This window comes from Aeromonas sp. FDAARGOS 1417 (assembly GCF_019046985.1).
Lineage (GTDB): Bacteria > Pseudomonadota > Gammaproteobacteria > Enterobacterales > Aeromonadaceae > Aeromonas > Aeromonas veronii.
The window spans coordinates 1258671-1279311 of record NZ_CP077221.1 but is presented as its reverse complement, the minus strand read 5'-3'; the positions used below and the strand labels follow the sequence as shown (position 1 = coordinate 1279311).

At 56.6% G+C, this 20641-nt stretch carries 19 protein-coding genes and 3 tRNA genes; 20 read left to right on the top strand and 2 right to left on the bottom strand.

Annotated features, from left to right (window positions below; all coding sequences use genetic code 11):
• Window positions 1–60 precede the first annotated feature (60 nt).
• Complete coding sequence (locus I6L47_RS05580) at window positions 61–1251, top strand: amino acid aminotransferase (RefSeq protein WP_019446765.1); 1191 nt, start codon at window positions 61–63, stop codon at window positions 1249–1251.
• Window positions 1252–1357: 106 nt separating this feature from the next.
• On the opposite strand, the gene I6L47_RS05575 is transcribed toward I6L47_RS05580, so the two are convergent.
• The gene (locus I6L47_RS05575) at window positions 1358–1861 is read right to left on the bottom strand and encodes a DUF2062 domain-containing protein (protein WP_043825728.1); all 504 of its coding nucleotides are present in this window, start codon (window positions 1859–1861) and stop codon (window positions 1358–1360) included.
• A complete protein-coding gene (locus I6L47_RS05570) occupies window positions 1855–2373 on the bottom strand; it encodes a DUF2062 domain-containing protein (protein ID WP_005350890.1) in 519 nt (172 codons plus the stop codon). The genes I6L47_RS05575 and I6L47_RS05570 overlap by 7 nt, the downstream gene beginning before the upstream one ends.
• A 27-nt stretch (window positions 2374–2400) precedes the next feature.
• Here I6L47_RS05570 and I6L47_RS05565 point away from each other — a divergent pair, with 27 nt between their 5' ends.
• The 19 genes from I6L47_RS05565 (at window position 2401) to I6L47_RS05475 (ending at window position 20569) form a co-directional block, all read left to right on the top strand.
• The gene (locus tag I6L47_RS05565) at window positions 2401–4602 is read left to right on the top strand and encodes a DNA internalization-related competence protein ComEC/Rec2 (RefSeq protein WP_216948858.1); all 2202 of its coding nucleotides are present in this window, start codon (window positions 2401–2403) and stop codon (window positions 4600–4602) included.
• Window positions 4603–4706: 104 nt separating this feature from the next.
• Window positions 4707–6470 carry a lipid A ABC transporter ATP-binding protein/permease MsbA gene (gene msbA / locus I6L47_RS05560; protein WP_216948857.1) on the top strand — a complete coding sequence of 588 codons (1764 nt, stop codon included), beginning with the start codon at window positions 4707–4709 and terminating at the stop codon, window positions 6468–6470.
• On the top strand, window positions 6470–7465 hold the full coding sequence (gene lpxK / locus I6L47_RS05555; RefSeq protein ID WP_216948856.1) for a tetraacyldisaccharide 4'-kinase: 996 nt from the start codon (window positions 6470–6472) through the stop codon (window positions 7463–7465). The genes msbA and lpxK overlap by 1 nt, the downstream gene beginning before the upstream one ends.
• A gap of 121 nt (window positions 7466–7586) precedes the next feature.
• A complete protein-coding gene (locus I6L47_RS05550) occupies window positions 7587–7775 on the top strand; it encodes a Trm112 family protein (RefSeq protein WP_005347033.1) in 189 nt (62 codons plus the stop codon).
• Entirely contained in the window at window positions 7772–8521 is a 750-nt protein-coding gene (gene kdsB, locus I6L47_RS05545) for a 3-deoxy-manno-octulosonate cytidylyltransferase (RefSeq protein ID WP_042056295.1), read from the top strand. Before I6L47_RS05550 ends, kdsB begins: the two co-directional genes overlap by 4 nt.
• Before the next feature lie 212 nt (window positions 8522–8733).
• Window positions 8734–9378: a UvrY/SirA/GacA family response regulator transcription factor gene (uvrY, locus tag I6L47_RS05540; protein ID WP_005337448.1), complete on the top strand. Its 645-nt coding sequence runs from the start codon at window positions 8734–8736 to the stop codon at window positions 9376–9378.
• A 127-nt stretch (window positions 9379–9505) separates the two neighbouring features.
• Window positions 9506–11359, top strand: coding sequence for an excinuclease ABC subunit UvrC (gene uvrC / locus I6L47_RS05535; RefSeq protein ID WP_216948855.1), 1854 nt, complete (start codon window positions 9506–9508; stop codon window positions 11357–11359).
• A 199-nt stretch (window positions 11360–11558) separates the two neighbouring features.
• On the top strand, window positions 11559–12113 hold the full coding sequence (gene pgsA / locus I6L47_RS05530; protein ID WP_216948854.1) for a CDP-diacylglycerol--glycerol-3-phosphate 3-phosphatidyltransferase: 555 nt from the start codon (window positions 11559–11561) through the stop codon (window positions 12111–12113).
• A gap of 181 nt (window positions 12114–12294) precedes the next feature.
• Window positions 12295–12370 (top strand) — tRNA-Gly (locus tag I6L47_RS05525).
• A gap of 35 nt (window positions 12371–12405) precedes the next feature.
• A tRNA-Cys gene (locus I6L47_RS05520) sits at window positions 12406–12479 on the top strand.
• 41 nt (window positions 12480–12520) lie between these two features.
• Window positions 12521–12607, top strand: a tRNA-Leu gene (locus I6L47_RS05515).
• A 350-nt stretch (window positions 12608–12957) separates the two neighbouring features.
• Window positions 12958–14163 (top strand): site-specific integrase, encoded by a 1206-nt coding sequence (locus I6L47_RS05510; RefSeq protein WP_216948853.1) that lies wholly within the window; start codon window positions 12958–12960, stop codon window positions 14161–14163.
• Window positions 14164–14298: 135 nt separating this feature from the next.
• On the top strand, window positions 14299–14667 hold the full coding sequence (locus I6L47_RS05505) for a hypothetical protein (RefSeq protein WP_216948852.1): 369 nt from the start codon (window positions 14299–14301) through the stop codon (window positions 14665–14667).
• Window positions 14660–14962, top strand: a complete 303-nt coding sequence (locus I6L47_RS05500) for a YkvA family protein (RefSeq protein ID WP_025201450.1) — start codon at window positions 14660–14662, stop codon at window positions 14960–14962. The genes I6L47_RS05505 and I6L47_RS05500 overlap by 8 nt, the downstream gene beginning before the upstream one ends.
• Window positions 14963–15084: 122 nt before the next feature.
• Window positions 15085–15690: a hypothetical protein gene (locus I6L47_RS05495; RefSeq protein ID WP_163150118.1), complete on the top strand. Its 606-nt coding sequence runs from the start codon at window positions 15085–15087 to the stop codon at window positions 15688–15690.
• A gap of 61 nt (window positions 15691–15751) precedes the next feature.
• Window positions 15752–16171 (top strand): DUF2787 family protein, encoded by a 420-nt coding sequence (locus I6L47_RS05490; protein ID WP_216948851.1) that lies wholly within the window; start codon window positions 15752–15754, stop codon window positions 16169–16171.
• A gap of 535 nt (window positions 16172–16706) precedes the next feature.
• Window positions 16707–17657 carry a DUF1837 domain-containing protein gene (locus tag I6L47_RS05485; RefSeq protein ID WP_042878404.1) on the top strand — a complete coding sequence of 317 codons (951 nt, stop codon included), beginning with the start codon at window positions 16707–16709 and terminating at the stop codon, window positions 17655–17657.
• Window positions 17654–20242, top strand: coding sequence for a DEAD/DEAH box helicase (locus tag I6L47_RS05480; protein WP_042878402.1), 2589 nt, complete (start codon window positions 17654–17656; stop codon window positions 20240–20242). Before I6L47_RS05485 ends, I6L47_RS05480 begins: the two co-directional genes overlap by 4 nt.
• 30 nt (window positions 20243–20272) lie before the next feature.
• Window positions 20273–20569 carry a DCL family protein gene (locus I6L47_RS05475; protein ID WP_081999306.1) on the top strand — a complete coding sequence of 99 codons (297 nt, stop codon included), beginning with the start codon at window positions 20273–20275 and terminating at the stop codon, window positions 20567–20569.
• Window positions 20570–20641 lie beyond the last annotated feature (72 nt).

Genomic DNA, 20641 nt, shown 5'->3' with positions numbered 1-20641 from the left:
CGCTTTTGTTTATCAAGCCGCTTTGCCACCCAACGAACTCAACGGAATACAGGGAATACCATGTTTGAAAAGGTTGTTGCCGCCCCAGCGGATCCGATCCTGGGCCTGACCGAAGCCTTCCGCGCTGACTCTCGCAGCCACAAGATCAATCTGGGCGTAGGGATCTACAAGGACGAGTCCGGTGCCACCCCCATTCTTCACTGCGTCAAGAAAGCCGAGCAGAAGCTGCTGACCGACGAGAAGACCAAGAACTACCTCGGTATTGAAGGCAATATCGAATATGGCCGCATCGTGCAGCAACTGCTATTCGGGCAGCACTCTGCGCTGGTTGCCAGCGGCCGCGCCAAGACCGCGCAAGCGCCGGGCGGTACCGGTGCCCTGCGTATCGCGGCCGAATTCGTGGTGCGCAACGGTCTGGCCAAGACCATCTGGATCTCCGATCCCACCTGGGCCAACCACGTCAGCGTGTTCCAGGCCGCGGGCCTGACCGTCAAGTGGTACAAGTACTACGACGCAGCGACCAAGGGGCTCGACTTTGCCGCTATGCAGGCTTCGCTGGCCGAAGTGCAGCCGGGTGAGCTGGTGCTGCTGCACGGCTGCTGCCACAACCCGACCGGTATCGACCCCACTAGCGATCAGTGGCGCGCGCTGGCCAAGCAGAGTGCTGCCGCCGGCTGGTTGCCGTTGTTTGACTTCGCCTATCAGGGTTTTGCCCGTGGTATCGAAGAGGATGCCGAAGGTCTGCGGATTTTCGCCGAGTGCCATGACGAACTGTTGGTGGCGAGCTCTTTCTCCAAGAACTTCGGCCTCTACAACGAGCGGGTCGGCGCCTTCACGCTGGTCAGCGCGACCAAGGAGATCGCCGATGTGGCCTTCACTCAGGTCAAGACAGTGATCCGTGCCAACTACTCCAACCCGCCGTCACACGGCGCCGCTGTGGTCACCGCCGTGGTGAGCGATCCGGCTCTCTATGCCGAGTGGGTCGAAGAAGTTGCGGCCATGCGGGTGCGTATTCGCGAGATGCGCGAACTGCTGGTAGAGAAGCTGGCTGCCCTCGGCGTGAGCCAGGATTTCAGCTTTATCCGCGAGCAGAACGGCATGTTCTCCTTCTCCGGTCTCACCAAGGAGCAGGTGGAGCGCCTCAAGAGCGAATTTGCCATCTATATCGTCGGCTCAGGCCGGATCAGCGTAGCCGGTATTACCCGCGCCAATATTGATCCCCTGTGCGAGGCGATCGCCAAGGTGCTGTAATCGCATCACCTTGCGCTCTGGTTCTATGCCATGAAAAAGCCCGTCACCTTGGTGACGGGCTTTTTTGATCGCCAACGGCTGATCGTCAAACGATGGGAAGGGGGACTCACTGTTGGCGGGCACCTTGCCACAGTTTGCGCAGTTGCAGCAGCAGCGCGGTCAGGGCGCCGCCGCTCAGGGCGGTGAGTACCGCCAGCAGCAGGCTGCCGAGCAGGAAGGGGGGCACCAGGGTCGCAGCCTCCTGCTCCAGCCAGTGGAGGGTCCAGCTGAGGTGGAAAGGCTCCGGCGTCTGGTGCAGTACCAGACAACCGGTGCGATAGGCGTAGAGATACATGAATGGCAAAGTCAGCGGATTGTTGAACCAGACCGCCAGCAGTGCCAGCGGCAGGTTGAGGCTGAATGCCAGCGCCAGACCGACTGCGATGAGCGAGTGCATCGGGATGGGGAACCAGCAGGCGAAGATCCCGGCTGCTACCGCGCCGCTCAGGGCGCGGGTTCCCCCTTGCCAGAGGGCAGGGGCAAGCAGTCGCTCACCAAACAGGGCAAACCACTTCTGCTGGCGCAGGGTATCGGGATCTAGCTTGAAGCGGGCAAACCAGCGACTCAGCATGGGCGGGCCATCTTGCGTTTTTGCCACTGGCGCACCGTGCTGATCCGCCAGAAGGTGCGGATCAGGGTGTAGCCGATAAGGGAACTGAGCAGGGCCAGGATCAGCGAGCCCAGCAACAGCGGTGGTGCCACTGTGCCCAGCACCGAGACTAGCCACTCCCAGGTGAATTCAATCTCTATCTGCTGCGCCGAATGTCCCAGCAACTGGCAACCCACCAGATAGGCACCATAGAGCAGGGGCGGCATGGTAAAGGGGTTGGAGAGCCAGACCAGCGCCACCGAGAGCGGCAGATTGACCCGGCACAGGATGGCGCCACCGGCAGCCAGCAGCATCTGGCAGGGGAGCGGCACCCAGGCCATGAAGAGGCCCACCGCAAATGCCCCGGCAGCCGAGCGGCGGTTGAGGTGCCAGAGGTTGGCATCGAGCAGCAGTTTGCCGAACAGCCGCAGGTGCTTGTGTTCTTTCAGGGTTTGCTGATCGGGCATCCAGCGTTTAATGAGTCGTTTGGGCATATTGAAACCTTGCTAAATACTTGCTCCATGGATCTGCGTCTGTTGTCGTTTGCCCTGGGGGCAAGCTCCTCACTGCTCTGGCCATGGTTACCTTCACTCGCATGGGGGGGCCTGTTGCTGTCCCTGCTGATCCCCCTTGCATATTGCCGTGCCTGGCGGTGGCTGTTTCTCCTGCTCGGCATCCTCTGGATGCAGGCCAATCTTGCCTATCGGCTGGCCTGGCTGGAGCGGTTGGGCGATCAGACGAGCCACATGATAACCGCAGAGCTGCAAAGTGCAGAGCCCGAGGGGGATAAATTTGTCCGGCTGCTGCTGCGGGTGAGCACCCTCGACAAGCAACCGGTGACACCTGAGCCCCTGATCCGGGTCAATGCCTATCAGGCATTACCCGCCATGACGGTAGGCAGCCGGATCACCCTGGTGACCTCGTTGAAACCGGCTCACGGTCTGGCCAACGAGGCGGGGCTGGATGGGCGGCGTCTGCTGCTGGGCAAGGGGATCACTGCCACCGGCAATCTGCGTCGGGTGATCGACATTCAACAGGCACCTGTGGGGTGGCGCGAACGCTGGTTGGGGGCGGCGACCGAGAGTTGGCGTCCGCTTGACCATGCCCCCTTGCTGGCGGCGCTCACTTTTGGCGAGCAGAGCGGTATCACGGATGCCCAGTGGGAGCTGTTTCGCGGTAGCGGCCTGACCCATATCATCGCCATCTCAGGGCAACACATCGCGCTGGTGGCGGTGCTCGGGTGGTGGCTGGGCAGGTTGTTTGGTCTGCGTGGCGCCATCATCACCTCCCTGCTGTTTGCCGCCGTCTACAGCGCGTTGGCGGGGTTTGCGGTGGCCACCGAGCGGGCCCTGATCATGGTGCTGGTGTGGAGCGTGTTGCGCTGGAGCCGGCGGGAGTGGCCGGCCTGGCGCATCTGGCTGTGGGCCTTTGTGGTATTGACCCTCTGGGATCCCTTCGCCCTCTATTCGGCCGGCTTCTGGCTCTCGTTTCTGGCGGTGGCCATCTTGCTGCTGGTGGGATATGTCCACGACAAGCCGGGGCTCTGGCAGATCCAGCTCTGGCTGTTGCTCGGTCTGCTGCCGCTGCAACTGGCGTTGTTCGAAGGGATAGCGCCCCTCGCCATGGTGATCAATCTGCTGGCTGTACCGCTCTTTTGTATCGCCATCATCCCGCTGGCCCTGATCGGTGTGCTGTTGGCGCCGCTCTCCACCTCGCTCGCCTTTGGCCTGTTCTGGCTGGCGGATCTGGGGCTCGGGTGGGTGCTGACGATCCTGAATTGGCTGGCCGATCAACTGCAACTGTGGTGGCCACTACCCGGCTGGTGGCTGCCGCTCTGCACCCTGCTGTTGCTGCTCTGGTTCGCCGCACAGTGGTGCCCGGCACGCTGGCTCTGGCTACCGGGTCTGTGTGCGCTGTTGCTGGCGCTCTGGCCAACGCCAGTCCGCTGGCAACTGCGGGTGCTGGATGTGGGGCAGGGGCTGGCGGTGCTGATCAGCAAGGGGGAGCGTGCCATCCTCTATGACACCGGCGATCGTTATCCCGGAGGCTACAACATGGCGAACGCTGTGATCCTGCCCCAGCTGAGCCATCTGGGGATCCGGGTCATCGATCGTCTCATTATCAGCCACAAGGATCGGGACCATGCCGGCAATCGCAAGCGACTGCTCAGCGCCATGGCGGTGCGCCACGAGCTCTCCTCTTATCCCTTCAGTGAGGGAACGACGCTCTGCCAGCGTGGGCAACAGTGGCGCTGGCAGGGGCTCTCGTTTGCAGTGCTCTGGCCCGAGCGCCCCGGTGGCGGGCGCAATAACGATGGCTGCGTGGTGCGTATCAGCGATGGGCAGCGCAGCGTGCTGCTCAGTGCCGATATCGAACGGCAGGCAGAGCTGAGACTGGTGGCACTGGAGGGAGAGGGGTTGGCCAGCACATTGCTGGTGAGCCCCCATCATGGCAGTCGCACCTCCTCCACGCCCCCGTTTGTCGCGGCGGTGGCGGCAAAGGATGTGATCCACAGCGCCGGCTTTATGAATCAGTGGGGCTTTCCCCGTCCCGATGTAGTGGCCCGCTATCGGGATGCCCGCCAGTGGATCACAGGTCAGCAAGGGGCGATGCTGGTCGAACCCACCGCAGCGGGCTTGAGCGTCACCGCCGAGCGAGATGTGGGGCCCTGGTACCGGCGCAGTGGCGACTGGTGGCGACCGCGAGTGTGGTTTGAGCAATAATCCGCCATTTCTGCCGTGTAGGAATGCGATATAGGTGGCGACGCTTGGTGTAAGCCTGCGCTTTGGCTAGAATAGCCCGTCATTTCCATTACTAACGGCTATTCATGCAACAAGAAACCTCACAAGAGAGCTGGCCAGTATTCAAACGCCTGCTCGGTTATGTCCGTGATCGCAAGCTGGGCCTGGTCGGTGGCATCATCGGGATGCTGGGCTACGCCGCCGTGGATACCACCTTTGTCTACTCCATCAAGCCGCTGATCGATCAGGGCATCAATGGCAACGACAGCACCGTTCTGAAATGGATGCCCTTCTTCGTCCTCGGCATCGTAGCCCTGCGCGGTGTCGCCAACTTTCTCTCCAACTACTGCATGGCCTGGGTCGGCAACCACGTTGTGATGCGTCTGCAACAGCAGGTGTTCAATCACATGGTGGCGATGCCGATGAGCTTCTTCGACCGCCAGAATACCGGCCACCTGCTCTCCAAGGTGACCTATGACGCGAGTCAGGTCTCCTCGGCGGCGAGCACCACGCTGGTGACCCTGGTGCGGGAAGGGGCGACCGTGGTCGGCCTGCTCGGCCTGATGTTCTGGCACTCCTGGCAGCTGTCAGTGATCTTTTTGGTGGTTGGCCCGCTGGTGGGCATCATCATCGGCCTTATCAGCCGCCGTTTCCGCCAGATCAGCCGTCACATCCAGCAGGCGGTAGGGGATATCACCACCTCCACCGAGCAGATGCTCAAAGGGCACAAAGAGGTGCTGATGTTTGGGGGCCAGAAGGTGGAAGAGAAACGCTTCTTCCAGGTCAGCAACAACATGCGCCAGCAGACCATGAAGATGGTCGCCGCCGATGCCATCGGCAGCCCTGTGGTGCAGATGGTGGCCTCCATCGCGCTGGCGGCCTTCCTCTACGTCGCGACCATTGACAGCGTCAAGTCAACTCTGACGGCCGGTACGTTTACCGTCATGATCACCTCCATGATGATGCTGCTCAAGCCGCTGAAAAGCCTGACCGACGTCAACAACCAGTTCCAGCGTGCCATCACCGCCTGCCACAGCCTGTTTGGCCTGCTCGACACCGAGCCGGAGCAGGATACTGGCACCCGCACTCTGGAGCGTGCCCGCGGCGAGATCGAGTTTCGCAACGTCACCTTCACCTACCCGACCAAGGATACCCCGGCGCTGCACAACGTCAGCTTCAAGGTGGAGGCGGGTAAATCGGTGGCGCTGGTGGGCCGTTCCGGCTCTGGCAAGAGTACCATTGCCAGCCTGTTGACCCGCTTCTACGACATCGATCAGGGCGAGATCCTGCTGGACGGCATCAACATCCGCGAATACAAGTTGAGCGAGCTGCGCAAGCAGTACGCGCTGGTCTCCCAGCATGTCCACCTGTTCAACGACTCGGTGGCCAACAACATCGCCTACGCGGCAGAAGACAAATACAGCCGCGACCAGATCGTGCAGGCCGCCCGTATCGCTCATGCCGACGAGTTCGTCAGCAAGATGAGCAACGGGTATGACACTGTGGTTGGCGAGAACGGTGCATCCCTCTCCGGTGGTCAGCGCCAGCGTGTTGCCATTGCGCGCGCTCTGCTGCGCGATGCGCCGGTTCTGTTGCTGGATGAGGCCACCTCGGCCCTCGATACCGAGTCCGAGCGCCACATTCAGGCGGCCATCGATGAGCTTTGCAAGGCGCGTACCTCGCTGGTGATCGCCCACCGTCTCTCTACCATCGAGAAGGCGGACGAGATCCTGGTGATCGACGAAGGTCATATCGTCGAGCGCGGTAACCACGAAGCATTGATGGGGCAGCGCGGCACCTATGCCCAGCTGCGCGCCATTCAGTTTGGCAACGCGGGAAGCAAGGCCTGATGCTGGAACGGCTCTGGTATGCAAAGAGTGGCTGGCGCTGGTTGCTGGCCCCCTTTGCCCTGCTGTTTGCCATCATCAGCGGCACCCGCCGCTACGCCTATCGTCATGGCTGGCGCAAGGGGTATCACTCCTCCTTGCCGGTGCTCGTGGTGGGCAATATTTCGGTCGGGGGCAACGGCAAGACGCCGGTGGTGGTCTGGCTGGTGGAGCAGTTGCAAGCACGCGGCTATCGACCCGGGGTGGTGAGCCGTGGTTATGGTGGCAAGGCGCCCCATTACCCCTATCGGCTGGATGAGACCAGCACCACGGCGCAGGCCGGAGATGAGCCTGTGCTGATTGCCCGGCGCTGCGGCTGCCCGGTGGTGGTTGCCCCGAAACGGGCCGACGCGGTACGACTGCTGGAGCAGAGCGGTGAGGTGGATATCATCATCACCGACGACGGTCTGCAGCACTATGCGCTGGCCCGCGACATCGAGCTGGTGGTGGTGGACGGAGCGCGCCGTTTCGGCAACGCCTGCTTGCTGCCCATGGGGCCGCTGCGCGAGCCGGTCACTCGTCTCAAACGGGTGGACGCCATCATCTGCAACGGCGGCGAGCCGGGCAAGGGGGAGTACCCCATGCAACTGGTCGCCGACACCCCGCGGCGGGTGCGCGACGATGCCCCGCTGGCTGCCCCCTTGTCGGGGCAGGTCGATGCGCTGGCGGGGATTGGTCATCCACCCCGCTTCTTTGCCACCCTAGAAGGGCTCGGCTATCAGCTGGATCAGCAGGCCGCCTACGGCGATCATCACCCCTTCGATCGGGATGAGCTGGTGGGGCGCTTTGCCAGCAAGCCGCTGCTGATGACCGAGAAGGATGCGGTCAAGTGCCGTTCGTTTGCCCTCGATAACTGGTGGTATCTGCCGGTCAGCGCCGAGTTGCCCGCCTCCCTGCTCGATGCCCTGCTGCACAAGCTGGGGGCGAAGGCAAAGGGCGCGACCAAGGCACAAGATTAATCTCTCTCGCCTCAGCGAGGGAGCAGGGGCTTGATATGCCCCGCATGGAGTATCTGGTTGCTCGACATCCATCGCTGGCGTGATGAAGCCGCCAGCGCGACATCGTTGAAGGAGTATCGTTTTGGCTTTGGACATCAAGTTGCTCGACATCATCGCCTGCCCGGTCTGCAAGGGTAAGCTGCACTACAACAAAGCAGTTCATGAGCTGGTCTGCCGCTTTGACAAGCTGGCCTATCCGCTGGAGGAGGGGATCCCGGTGCTGCTGGAGAACCGTGCCCGTCCGCTCAACAGCGATGAGCTGCCGTCATGAGTTTCGTCGTCGTCATTCCGGCCCGCTATGCGTCAACACGCCTGCCGGGCAAGCCGCTGGCGGATATCCATGGTAAGCCTATGGTGCAGCACGTGGTGGAGAAAGCCCTGCAATCGGGGGCCGATCGGGTGATCGTCGCCACTGACGATGCCCGGGTACAGCAGGCACTGCTGAGCACCGGCGTCGAGGTGTGCATGACCTCACCGGATCACCAGTCCGGCACCGAGCGTCTGGCCGAGGTGTGCCGTCACTACGGCTTTGCCGCCGATACCATCATCGTCAATGTGCAGGGGGATGAGCCGCTCATTCCGCCCGCCATCATTCGTCAGGTAGCGGATAATCTGGCCGCCGCCACGGCGCCGATGGCGACCTTGTCGGTGCCGATCAAGGATGCCGAAGAGGCGTTCAATCCGAACGCAGTGAAAGTGGTGACTGACAAGGATGGCTACGCCCTCTACTTCAGTCGCGCCACCATCCCCTGGGATCGGGATCGCTTTGCCAACAGCCACGAGCAGATTGGTGACCACTACCAGCGTCATATCGGTATCTATGCCTATCGTGCCGGCTTTATCCAGCGTTACGTAGACTGGGCACCGAGCGTGCTGGAGCAGGTCGAGGCGCTGGAGCAGCTGCGGGTGCTCTGGTACGGGGAGAAGATCCACGTCGCCCAGGCCCTTGAAGCGCCGCCGGTCGGGGTGGATACCCAGGCCGATCTTGAGAAGGTGCGCGCCTTTTTGGCCAAGTGATGGCCACAGCACTAACGTCATGAAAAACGGTGTCGCAAGGCACCGTTTTTTGTTTTGAAAATTTATATAATTATTTGATTTTAAACGCTAAACATGGGTTTTCTCAAACTTTTGGCGTGCATGGTTTGCCAAAGCGACGAGTTTGGTTATGATGCAAGACGCCCTGTTAACCCTAACCGGGCGGCTAAAACGAGATAAAACGGGGTGTTTGGGTGATAAATGTATTCCTGGTCGATGATCATGAGCTGGTGCGTACAGGGATAAGACGCATTCTTGAAGATGTGCGCGGGATCAAGGTGGTGGGCGAGGCACAGAGCGGCGAGACCGCAGTTACGTTCTGTCGCCAACACCATCCGGACGTGATCCTGATGGACATGAACATGCCGGGTATTGGTGGTCTGGAAGCGACCCGCAAAATTCTGCGGATCCGCCCCGATGTGCGCATCATAGTGCTGACCATTCATTCAGAAAATCCGTTCCCCACCAAGGTGATGCAGGCCGGCGCCGCCGGTTACCTGACCAAGGGGGCTGCCCCTGACGAGATGATCCAGGCGATCCGGCTGGTGCACTCCGGTCAGCGCTACATCTCCCCGGAGATTGCCCAGCAGATGGCCCTCAGCCAATTTGCCTCCGCTGACGAGAATCCCTTCAAGTCCCTCTCCGAGCGCGAGCTGCAGATCATGATGATGATCACCAAGGGGCAGAAGGTGACCGATATCTCCGAGCAGCTCAACCTGAGCCCGAAGACGGTCAACAGCTACCGCTATCGTCTGTTCAGCAAGCTGGGGATCAACGGTGACGTGGAACTGACCCATCTGGCCATTCGCTATGGCATGCTGGATGCCGATACCCTCTAATAGGGTGGCGTGTGGTCACAAAGGCGGCGCGTGCCGCCTTTTTGCTTTTCTGCCCTTTTGCTTTTCAGGCGGCGGGGGCAGTATGCTCTGCCCGTCAATTTTTGCCTTTGTGTGAGCCGAGTAGCTGATGATCCTCTCTCCCGAACCTCTCTTCGACAGCAAGGCGTTTCTGAGCGCCGTCACCCATCAAAGTGGCGTCTACCGCATGTATGACAGCGGTGGCACCGTGATCTACGTGGGCAAGGCCAAGGATCTGAAAAAGCGGCTCGCCTCCTACTTTCGCACCAACGTCGACAGCATCAAGACCCGCACCCTGGTGCGACAGATCGCCGATATCCAGGTCACCGTCACCCATACCGAGACCGAGGCGCTGATCCTCGAGCACAATCTCATCAAGCAGTACCAGCCCCGTTACAACGTGCTGCTGAGGGACGACAAATCCTACCCCTGGATCATCATCACCGCGCACCAGCATCCACGCATCGGCGTGCATCGCGGTGCCCGCAAGATCAAAGGAGAGTACTTCGGCCCATACCCCTCTGGCGGCGCGGTGCGCGAGAGTTTGCATCTGATGCAGAAAATATTTCCGGTACGCCAGTGCGAAGATGCGGTCTATGCCAACCGCACCCGTCCCTGCCTGCTCTATCAGCTCAAGCGTTGCGCCGGCCCTTGCGTACCCGGGTTGGTGAGCGAGGCCGAATATGCCCAGCAGGTGGAGCTGGCCAAACTGTTTCTGGCGGGCAAGAACCAGCAGGTGATTGGCGAGCTGGTGGGCAAGATGGAGTCCGCCAGCGGCGATCTGCGCTTTGAAGAGGCAGCCCGCTACCGGGATCAGATCCTGGCGCTGCGCCGGGTCACCGAACAGCAGTCGGTGAGCGGCAACGTGCTGGATGAGCTGGATGTTGTGGGGGTGGCCTTCGAACAGGGGGCGGCTTGCATCCATGTGCTCTTTATCCGTCAGGGCAAGGTGCTGGGTTCGCGTAGCTACTTCCCGAAAGTGCCGGCCGATACCCCGCTCGACGAGGTGGTGCAATCCTTCCTGCTGCAGTTCTATCTGTCGGGGCAGGGGGGGCGGCAGATCCCGAGCGAGGTGCTGCTTGATGTGGCCCTTGAGGACGAGAGCGTCATCGCCGAGACTCTGAGCCAGACCGCAGGCTACAAGGTGCGGGTGGTGAGCCGTACCCGCGCCGAACGGGCCCGCTTTATCAAGCTCGCCTCTATCAACGCCGAGACGGCGCTGCGCTCGCGGCTGGCTCACAAGAGCACCATCACCGCCCGCTACGACCAGCTGGAAGAGCTGCTGGAGCTGGAGCGCCCCATCGCCCGCATGGAGTGTTTCGATATCTCCCACACCATGGGGGAGCGCACCGTGGCCTCTTGCGTGGTGTTCAACCGGGAGGGGCCGCTCTCATCGGAATATCGTCGTTTCAATATCGACGGTATCACTGGCGGTGATGACTACGCGGCGATGGAGCAAGCGCTGGAGCGCCGCTTTGGCAAGCAGCAGGAGCCGGACAAGGTGCCGGACGTGCTGTTTATTGACGGTGGCCTCGGTCAGTTGCGTCGCGCCGAAGAGATCCTGGCCCGTCAGCTGGAGTTTCTCGGCGGTAAATATCCGCTGCTGGTGGGGATTGCCAAGGGGGTCACCCGCAAGGCGGGGTTGGAAACTCTCATCATGGGGGAGAGCCACGAAGAGCTGCATTTGCCGGCAGATATGCCCGCTTTGCACCTTATTCAGCATATTCGCGATGAATCCCACCGTTTTGCCATTACCGGCCACCGTGCCAGACGGGCCAAGGCCCGCACCAGCAGCACGCTGGAGGATATTCCGGGGGTGGGGCCAAAGCGGCGGCAGGCGCTGCTCAAATATCTGGGCGGCCTGCAGGAGGTCAAAAAGGCGAGCGTGGATGAACTGGCCAAGGTACCCGGCATCAGTCAGGAGCTGGCCCAGACCATCCACGATGGCTTGCACAGCGCCTGAGCAGGGTTAGCGGCATGGCAAAATCGCTAACTCCTTGATGCACAAGAGCCGTGACGCGGGGGGGCCGTAAATGCCATAATGGCCCTCGCATTTTGAGAAGATTGATGGATTAAAAAGACCAAGACGGGCGCCAGTGCGGTTGCATCGCAAATCGGCTTTGGCGCACTATGTAGCGACGTACAAGAAGTGGCTGAAAATAATGACAAACATACCTAACCTGTTGACGTTTTTCCGGATTTTGCTCATTCCCGTCTTCGTCATCCTGTTCTATCTGCCTTATCAATGGTCCTATCTGGCTGCCGCCATCGTCTTTATTCTGGCCGCTGCCACCGACTGGTTTGATGGCTATCTGGCTCGCAAGCTCAATCAGTCCACCGCCTTTGGTGCCTTCCTTGACCCGGTTGCCGACAAGATCATGGTCGCCGCCGCACTGGTGGTTATCGTCGAACACTACAACACCATCTGGGTGACCATCCCCGCCATGACCATGATTGGCCGCGAGATCATCATCTCCGCCCTGCGTGAGTGGATGGCCGAGCTCGGCAAACGCTCCTCGGTGGCGGTCAGCTGGATTGGCAAGTGGAAGACCATGATCCAGATGGTGTCGCTCACCGGTCTGATTTGGCAATACAACGTCTGGATGGTGTGGCTCGCCTACGTGCTGCTCTATGTTGCCACTGTGCTCACCTTCTGGTCGATGTTCCAGTACATGAAGGCCGCCTGGGGCGATTTGACCCACCACGCCAACCTGTGAGTCACTTGCGCCGCAAGGTGAGGTTTCCGCTGATTTGAGGTAGGAAACGGCCAAAGGCGCTAAAACTGTTCAGAAAGGGCAAAAAATGCCCGAACGATCAGGGTATTAAACATTTCTGGTTGACTGGGCGAGGAACATCGCTAGAATGCGTCCTCGTAGTCAGGCAGTCAGCCAGACCAATGCGGGAATAGCTCAGTTGGTAGAGCACGACCTTGCCAAGGTCGGGGTCGCGAGTTCGAGTCTCGTTTCCCGCTCCAAATTCAGACAATCGAGAGCCAACTCTCTTTTGCATGGCGCGTTAGCAAAGCGGTTATGCAGCGGATTGCAAATCCGTTTAGTCCGGTTCGACTCCGGAACGTGCCTCCATATTGACAAGCCCGCCACGCGAGCTTGATACCGATTGCGGTGCCCGAGTGGTGAAATCGGTAGACACAAGGGATTTAAAATCCCTCGACGTTCGCGTCGTGCCGGTTCGATTCCGGCCTCGGGCACCATTAAAATTGAAGAAAAAAGCCTTACAGATTAAACAGATACGACGCTTCATTGCGTCGTTTTTGTTTCTGCTCCCCAGCGTTTTCCCTCTGTCAGTTTTCCTTTCTTGTCCATTTCTTGTCTAAGCGACTTACTACTTCCTGCTACTCGTTGCGAACAACCTGCGCTTCGTCCCAACATAACCAAGGACACGTGGTTAGCCTGCGCTCCGGGCCTTTCCGGGGTCTGTTTCTGGTGCTGAAGCAAGTGCAGCTCACCGTTACCCCTTCGTCTTCACCCCTCCCAAACCCGCATTGAACCCCCTTTGAAACAGATATTAATCCCATGATCTAACCCATCATCGGAGGTATCTATGCAGACCAAATTTCGCTTTACCAATGCAGCCATCAAGGCTTTGCCCGCACAACAACGAGACGCAGGCGCTACTGAACTGGAGTTCTCCGATACAGAGGTCATCGGCTTAAAACTCTTGTCAGGAAAAAGCCAGGGCAGTAAGCGTTTCCTACTGCGCTATACCCTCCAGGGCAAGAAGCGCAGCATCGCTTTGGGACGATTCGGCGATATCGATGTGAGCCAAGCCAGGACCATTGCCCGCAAGTACAAGGCGATGCTGGCAGACGGTATCGACCCGGTAGCAGAGCGGGATAGCTACAAAACCGAGCCCACCCTTTCGGAGTTCTTCTGGCAGACCTTTTTGCCGCACCTCAAGACCATCGGTAAACGGTCGATCAGCAGCGACATTCAGCGGTTTAAACACAATATCGAGCCACGCTTTGGTGCCATGCGTTACCGGCAACTCAAGGCGATGGATGTCCTGCAGTTGCAATCGGAGATGGTTCACCCTAACAACCCTCAGCAGACGGCCTACGCGCCGAGTACCGCCAACAGGGTATTGGCCCAGTTAAAGACCATGGGCAGCTATGCGGTGCGCTGGGGCATTCTGGACACCAACGAGGCGGCCAAGATCAAGTTGTTGAAGGAGGACAATGCCAGGACGCGTTTCCTATCGATTGAAGAGATGAAACGGGTCATTGAGGTGGCATTGCAGGATCGCAATCAAGCCGCAGGCAGCTTCATCGCGATGCTCTACCTGACGGGGGCAAGAAAATCAGAGGTGTTACTCGCTAAATGGGAACATGTGAACTGGGAGGATAAGACGCTGTTCGTACCCCTAACCAAGAATGGCAAGAGCCGGATCATTTACCTGAGCACATTGGCTATCGATATTCTGGAGAAGCTCCCCAGAATAGCCGGTAATCCCTATGTATTCGCGAGCCAGCATATTCGCTGTCAGGGCAAGCCCATCGGTGAACCCAGATGCGCCTATGAACGGGTGTTGCAGAAAGCCGGTATCGAAGACCTTGATGAGGTCTGCTTCCATACAGCTCGCCATTCGGTCGCCAGTGCCTTGGTCTCTTCCGGGCAATACAGCCTGTATGACGTCAAGGCACAACTAGCCCACGCCAGCATTCAATCCTCCCAGCGGTATGCAAAGCTGACCTCTGAGCGCAGTCGCAATATCAGCGAAGGTCTCTCGTCTATGATCCAGGCGGAGTGACCGAAAAGGTATTGTTTATAAACAGATATTAATAACCAGACAGCGCGGTTACATAGGCTGTTGGTCCACATTTCACAGTTCCCAGGCCCTTAAGTTCATCTGAGCTTAAGGGCCTTTTTGTTGGAGAGAAAAACGATGAAAACTTGTATGGAATGGCCGGAGGAGTCATTGCTCGCGGCCTACCCGGCACTCCATGTTTCGGTCATGGAGCAAATTATCGAGCCCTTTTCATCAGTAGAGGAGGCGAGGGCATTCTGGGACACGACCGGTTGTAGTCTGGTCATTATCGAGATGACGGACTCGGTGAATGAGTTCCAGGCCATGCCACAGCATACCCAGAATCAGGTGATGTTCGGTTTGCGTTACCCGGAGCAAGAGTTCGCCATATCCGAAGATTGGCGTCTGTTGCTGGCCATTCTCAACGATGAGGGTGCTGGGATTTACCTGCTGATCCACCCAGATGCTCCGCTGATCACCACCCTGGAGGGGATGCACCATGAGTAATCCCAGTCATAGCGACATCATGCGCAAGTTAAAAGAGATCAAGGGGATTAAGGAGCTGCTGGAGAAGGCCGTACTGTTGTATGTCCTGCTCACGGATGGCGATCTGCCGGTCTGGTGCTATGCGCTCATCATCGGTGCGCTGGCTTATCTGGTAAACCCGTTCGACGTGGTACCAGATCCCATTCCATTTGCCGGTTATCTGGATGACTTATCGGTCATCACCTCGGCATTAGCCGCACTGCCGGTTAAGTCACACCACCGTCAATCCGCCAAGGACCGAATGAGATCACTGTGACAGTGATGGAGTCGGTCCTGTCACGCTATCGCGTTTTCTATGACCCTTTATCTATGACCCATCTACCGATGATCTGGAGATCGCAATCTCCGGTTATCTAACGACGTTGTAAGGAAACTATCATGACAAGACCCCGTAAAAACCGCGTTGAAGAGACCCGTAAACCTGCCAGCACCACGCCAGCCGACGAGAGCCCTCTCACATCCGGAGCAAGCGGCTGCGCCGAGCCTCTCTCGCCAGCCCTTGCGGCTGACGCCGACAAGGCCAGGCCTGGACCCGGCGACACCGCAGACTCCGTGCCCGGCGGCCCTGCACCCATACTCACCTTGCTCAACCATACCGCCGAGAAACTCAGTACCAGATCAGAAGGGCTGATTTTCTATGCCATCGGTCGTCATGAAGAGAGTGGCGAGCTGTTCCTGAAAATCACCGGCAATCAGGGTGGAGGTCTGCATAGCAAGGAGTGGATTGCGCTGTCGGCGATTGACGATGTGTTGCGCTCCTTGCCCGCAGACAAGCCGTTTAAATCCAGCGTTATGAAGCGACTGTTTAAAGGTGGCAGTGCCAATAACGCCGGATTCTTATCAGCCATTCTGCGCTCGGACGGGCTGAAATTGGTCCAGAAGGCAGACGGCAATCCGATGCTGCACGAACTGGTGCCTGATTACCTTGAGCGCTTGGGTTCGCTAACCAATGAGCTCTGTACCGTAACTTCTACCATCGAATAACCCCTGCATAGCACTCACCTGTCCAAGGGGGAGCCCCCCAAACAACCAATCTGAGGTGATTATGATGATCCCATTTGCGGGCGATTTTACCCTGCCTGTCAGTCAGGCATTTATGAGTATTCTGGATCAGGAACTGGTTAGATCTGGAATGGTGCTGAAGGGAAAATCTAGTCTGGTCTTCAACTTCCGAGACCCGGATTACGGCCCGGTTCGTGGCGGCTTTCATCCGGTAGAAATACGGCTGCTAAAGCGTAAAGACCAGTGGCAGTTCGATTACGTGACGGACTTTAGCTATCAGGGGCCGGAGGAGATGGCGGAGTTGGTCAAAGAGATCGACTTCAACTTTTTGAGCGAAGAATACTACCTGCTCCGTTACGGCCAGATGGGACCAGCGTCGGCTAGGGAGCTTTATACGATGTGGGAGTCGAACTTCGTCAGTTACTACCACATGGGTGTGTTTACCGTCTCAGTGGCTGCGTAACCGTCGCACCGGACAGGAGAGGAACAGGAACCAGCGGCGGTTTGGTACTGGCGGTGGCGTTGCCGAGTTTACCTTTCCATGTAGGGCAAGGAGCCATGGACTAACCCAACTCGAAACCGGTCAGCGGCTCAGTAGGTTAGTCCATCCTTCGTCTGTTTCAGGTGTCTCTCTCAGCCACCCCCCCCCCCCAAAAAAAAACAAGTATCCCCCGGCCTGTGGCTGGGAGGCTTGTTTTTTTGTCATCGGCGAGGAGGGAGAAAGACAGATATGTATGTATCCCCAATAGCGCTATTCCACCAAGCATATTTTACATTAAGTATCAGTAGGTTATAGACAATTTCTCTTCCGCAACAGGGATGATTTGCGTAGTCAGCCCGAAAGCGTTTTTGCCACCCTGTATGTCGGCAACCAAGAAAATTCGAACAACCACTCATAGTGTGATGACATCAAATGTTAATCAGCCTAACGCAGTGATATGGTAGGACTCTTACGTATCATTCATTTGTGCTTACTACATCCAGAGGTCTGAAAAATCTTGTCGACTATCACATCTTCAGCTCTAGAGTCAGCTCTTACTGGTAACCCAGAAGCGATTGAGGTTCATCTGACACCTGTGGTGAGGAATGTATCCATTGAGGGGCATTCGGTTAAGATTCATTGTCATTGTCTTACGGTTGATGGTAATGGCCGTGTTCAACCGCATCGACTAGCGGAGTTTATGCGAAATGCTGTGGTTGATTATGCGATCCCTCGCTCCAAACTTGCTGATGCAAAATTACGTGATGCTAAATTCAATAGCACTGAGGCGGTTGCTGAACTAATCGAGCGGGCAAAACGTTCTTTTACCGATTTAGCAAATACTGGAGAAGGGGGCGAGATGCTGTTGTTTCTCCTGGCCGAACGCTTCCTTAAGTTGCCACAAATTATATGCAAGATGGATCTCAAAACTGACTCACGTATGCACTATCACGGTGCAGATGGGGTATATGCGGGGGTTACAGATGAAGGGACTTTAAAACTTTATTGGGGAGAGTCCAAAATCTACGGAGATGCAAGCGATGCTATTCGCGATTGTCTATCTTCCCTCGCCCCATTTTTGGTGGAGCCTGAACATGAAGATGCTGGACGAGAACGCGATCTGATGCTCCTCAGTGACAAGGCTGATCTCAGTAACCCAGAACTCACGAATGCTCTCAGGAGGTATTTTGACAAGTCCTCGGCGATGTCTAAGCGGGTGCAATATTGTGGCATAGCCCTTGTAGGCTTTGATGCCTCGTTCTATCCGAAAGACAGTGTGAAGGCGGTTGCAGAGGAGATTGTAGAGGCATCCCGTATTGCACTTAACGATTGGAGTAAGAGTATTGACAGAAGGCTGAAAGTAGAGAGGCTCGAACAGATGGAGATCGAGTTTCTTTGTGTTCCTCTACCGTCGGCCGAAGGATTTCGTTCAGCCTTCCTCAAGGCGATGGGGATGAAGGAATCATGAGCCTAGCAGATCTTCAATCATGGCTTCTTAAAGAAGGTGTTCGAGATGACCTCGATTCTATTACGCTTCTCACTGTGCGCAAGGAGCTCGATAATCTGATACCGGATGCCTCGGATTTGTCTACAGCCTCTATTGATTGGTCTAGGTTGTTGCTCGCTGGTAGCATCCTTGCGCGCTCTGAGCAAAGGGTTGATCAAGAAGCCGCACTTCGAATCGCAACTGCTGCTGTCTGTTTGGCTGAAGATTGGGCACTCAAAGATGCGGGGGCTGTCCTGATGGGCAAACTCTCTAATTTTCGGGCAATTACGTTAGCTATGGATCGTAAATTGGTTGCCGCTGACCTCAATGGGCGGCTTGGCGTTGCGTTACGTCTTGAGGCTCAGCGTCGCGAAATGGATCGCTCCATCCTAGTACAATCGAGTGGATCTTGGTTGCAAGTAAACGATTTTCAGCAACGTTTCTGGACTAATTCGGTAGGAGAACGCTGGCTTTCGGCATCTGCGCCTACGGCTTCTGGCAAGACGTTTCTAGTGCTTCAATGGCTTATTGATCAAGTAGTCGCGGGTGAAGCCTGTGTCGCAGTCTACCTTGCTCCTACTCGGGCACTGGTTTCAGAAATCGAGACTAACCTCAAGAGCATGCTTGGTAATTCCGGGCTGATCGAGGTGTCGTCCCTTCCACTACCGGCTAAATACAGAGCTGCTCGCACTGGAGGTGCACGAGTAATTCTCGTATTCACACAAGAAAGAATGCACCTTCTCGCTAATGTACTTGGTAACGAGCTTTCAATAGACCTGCTTATCGTGGACGAGGCACACAAGATTGGTGACAACCAGCGCGGCGTGATCTTGCAGGATGCAATAGAACGAGCGACCCGTGGCAATCCAAAACTTAAAGCTGTATTTATAAGCCCGGCTACTCAGAACCCGGGAGAGCTACTCACGGACGCGCCTCATGGAGTGCAGACTGTCACTGTCGATAGTGACTCCTCCACAGTTCTTCAGAATCTGATGGTCGCATCTCAGGTACCACGGAAATCAAAGTTGTGGGCACTGACTCTTCAACAGCACAGCTCAACGCTTCCAATAGGGACTCTTCAGCTAGCGAGCACTCCGTCGGGACTCAAAAAGCGCCTTGCATTTATCGCAGCAGCTGTAGGCGAAAGAGGTGGAACTCTCGTTTATGCCAACGGCGCTGGAGATGCAGAAGAGGTCGCGGACTTAATCAGTCAGCTCTTACCAAAAATTGAGTTCGTTGATTCGGAGCTTTCCCAGCTTGCTGAGCTTGCTCGCAAAGGAGTGCATCAGGACTTCCGCCTGGCACCACTTGTTGAGCTCGGAGTGGCGTTCCACTATGGCAACATGCCATCACTGCTCAGACTAGAGATAGAGCGTTTATTCCGGTCAGGAAAGATACGATTCCTAGTTTGCACCTCCACATTGATAGAAGGCGTGAATTTGTCCTGTCGGACAATTGTTGTGCGCGGACCGCGTAAAGGAAAAGGGCATCCTATGGAACCGCACGATTTCTGGAACTTGGCTGGTCGTGCAGGCCGATGGGGGGATGAGTTCCAAGGAAACATCATTTGCATTGACCCAGAAGACAAGCAAGCGTGGCCTACAGGAGTTCCTGGTCGTGCACGCTATCCCATTAAGCGTGAAAGCGACGCAGTTCTTGAGCTTGGCGATGACATGGCTGACTATCTATCCAAACGCGGACTTACGGATCTCTCCAGTATCGAGGACAAAGATAAATTTGAGCAGGTTGGTGCTTATCTGCTCACAACCTTCATGCGACTTGGCTCAATATCAGCGGCTAACCTCGCGAAACGTCATAACGCTGAATCTATTGCTAATCTCGACCATGTGTTAGGAACTATAGCAAAGCAGATCGAAATCAGTGTCGAATTAGCCGCTCGACATCCTGGGGTTAATGCTATTGGCCTTCAGCGCCTTCTTGACGCTTTTCGTGCTTACACTGGTGATGTTGAAAACTTGCTCCCTGCTGAAGTTGCGAGCAACGACAGCTATGACCGATTCATTACTATTATGGGGAGAGTCAACGAACACTTGTTTCTTGCGTTTACTCCTGTATCTCGCATCAGATTGTACGCATTGATTGTTGTCAAATGGTTAAAGGGATACTCGTTGGCTAGAATTATCCGTGACAGTATCGATTGGCACCAAGAGGTTGGTAGGACTTTCAGTCTTCCTGAGTTAATTCGCAGTACGATGGAATTGGTGGAGCAAATAGCCCGGTTTAAAGCACCAAAATACCTTTCAGCGTATATGGATGTATTGCATCTGCATCTACGAGAGATTGGCCGTGAGGATCTGATTGACGACGGTTTGGATATCGGAACGCAGCTTGAGTTTGGTGTCTCGTCGAGGACTCTTCTCTCGCTCATGGAGCTTGGCCTCTCTCGTATGAGCGCTGTAGCTTTATACGAGAAAATTGCCCGAGACGACCTCAGTAAAGAGGGATGTATTACTTGGATTTCTGAGCGTCTGGATCAGTTCCAATCAATGGATATTCCAGCCATCATTATTCGTGAAGTACGTGAAATTCTCATTAGCCAGAGATAAACAAACTGATAACCAAGGAGTGGAGATTATATGCCTGCTAAACCAATCTGTCTTGGTCCTATGCATTTTGATAGAAGGGGAGATGCTGTCGCATATCTAAAAGATATGCTCCACAGATATGATCTGGGTGATCGAGTTAGTACAGAAGATTCAGTTGTTTTGCGAGCAGCATTGGAGAATCATCCAAATGCAGCTTTAAAAATTGGGCCTGGAATTGCTAGTTTCAGTGTTCGTTCTGCTGATTTTGGCACCAAGTGTTTTTGGGTCAATCGTACAGATGGAACAACCGAGAAGTTCTCTATTACAGGTTCTATTCACCGTAGCTAAGCGTATTCCCATCATAACAGTGCGACGTAAAGAGAAGGGGGACGCAACATATATAGTTGCTTCCCCAATTAC

Excerpts from the sequence above, each read along its gene's own strand:
- pgsA (WP_216948854.1), top strand. The coding sequence starts at position 11,559 with ATGACAAACATACCTAACCTGTTGACGTTTTTCCGGATTTTGCTCATT.
- I6L47_RS05495 (WP_163150118.1), top strand. The coding sequence starts at position 15,085 with ATGACAAGACCCCGTAAAAACCGCGTTGAAGAGACCCGTAAACCTGCC.
- I6L47_RS05570 (WP_005350890.1), bottom strand. The coding sequence starts at position 2,373 with ATGCCCAAACGACTCATTAAACGCTGGATGCCCGATCAGCAAACCCTG.
- I6L47_RS05505 (WP_216948852.1), top strand. The coding sequence starts at position 14,299 with ATGAAAACTTGTATGGAATGGCCGGAGGAGTCATTGCTCGCGGCCTAC.
- I6L47_RS05575 (WP_043825728.1), bottom strand. The coding sequence starts at position 1,861 with ATGCTGAGTCGCTGGTTTGCCCGCTTCAAGCTAGATCCCGATACCCTG.
- I6L47_RS05480 (WP_042878402.1), top strand. The coding sequence starts at position 17,654 with ATGAGCCTAGCAGATCTTCAATCATGGCTTCTTAAAGAAGGTGTTCGA.
- kdsB (WP_042056295.1), top strand. The coding sequence starts at position 7,772 with ATGAGTTTCGTCGTCGTCATTCCGGCCCGCTATGCGTCAACACGCCTG.
- I6L47_RS05580 (WP_019446765.1), top strand. The coding sequence starts at position 61 with ATGTTTGAAAAGGTTGTTGCCGCCCCAGCGGATCCGATCCTGGGCCTG.
- lpxK (WP_216948856.1), top strand. The coding sequence starts at position 6,470 with ATGCTGGAACGGCTCTGGTATGCAAAGAGTGGCTGGCGCTGGTTGCTG.
- I6L47_RS05500 (WP_025201450.1), top strand. The coding sequence starts at position 14,660 with ATGAGTAATCCCAGTCATAGCGACATCATGCGCAAGTTAAAAGAGATC.
- I6L47_RS05510 (WP_216948853.1), top strand. The coding sequence starts at position 12,958 with ATGCAGACCAAATTTCGCTTTACCAATGCAGCCATCAAGGCTTTGCCC.
- I6L47_RS05490 (WP_216948851.1), top strand. The coding sequence starts at position 15,752 with ATGATGATCCCATTTGCGGGCGATTTTACCCTGCCTGTCAGTCAGGCA.
- msbA (WP_216948857.1), top strand. The coding sequence starts at position 4,707 with ATGCAACAAGAAACCTCACAAGAGAGCTGGCCAGTATTCAAACGCCTG.
- I6L47_RS05565 (WP_216948858.1), top strand. The coding sequence starts at position 2,401 with ATGGATCTGCGTCTGTTGTCGTTTGCCCTGGGGGCAAGCTCCTCACTG.
- I6L47_RS05475 (WP_081999306.1), top strand. The coding sequence starts at position 20,273 with ATGCCTGCTAAACCAATCTGTCTTGGTCCTATGCATTTTGATAGAAGG.
- uvrC (WP_216948855.1), top strand. The coding sequence starts at position 9,506 with ATGATCCTCTCTCCCGAACCTCTCTTCGACAGCAAGGCGTTTCTGAGC.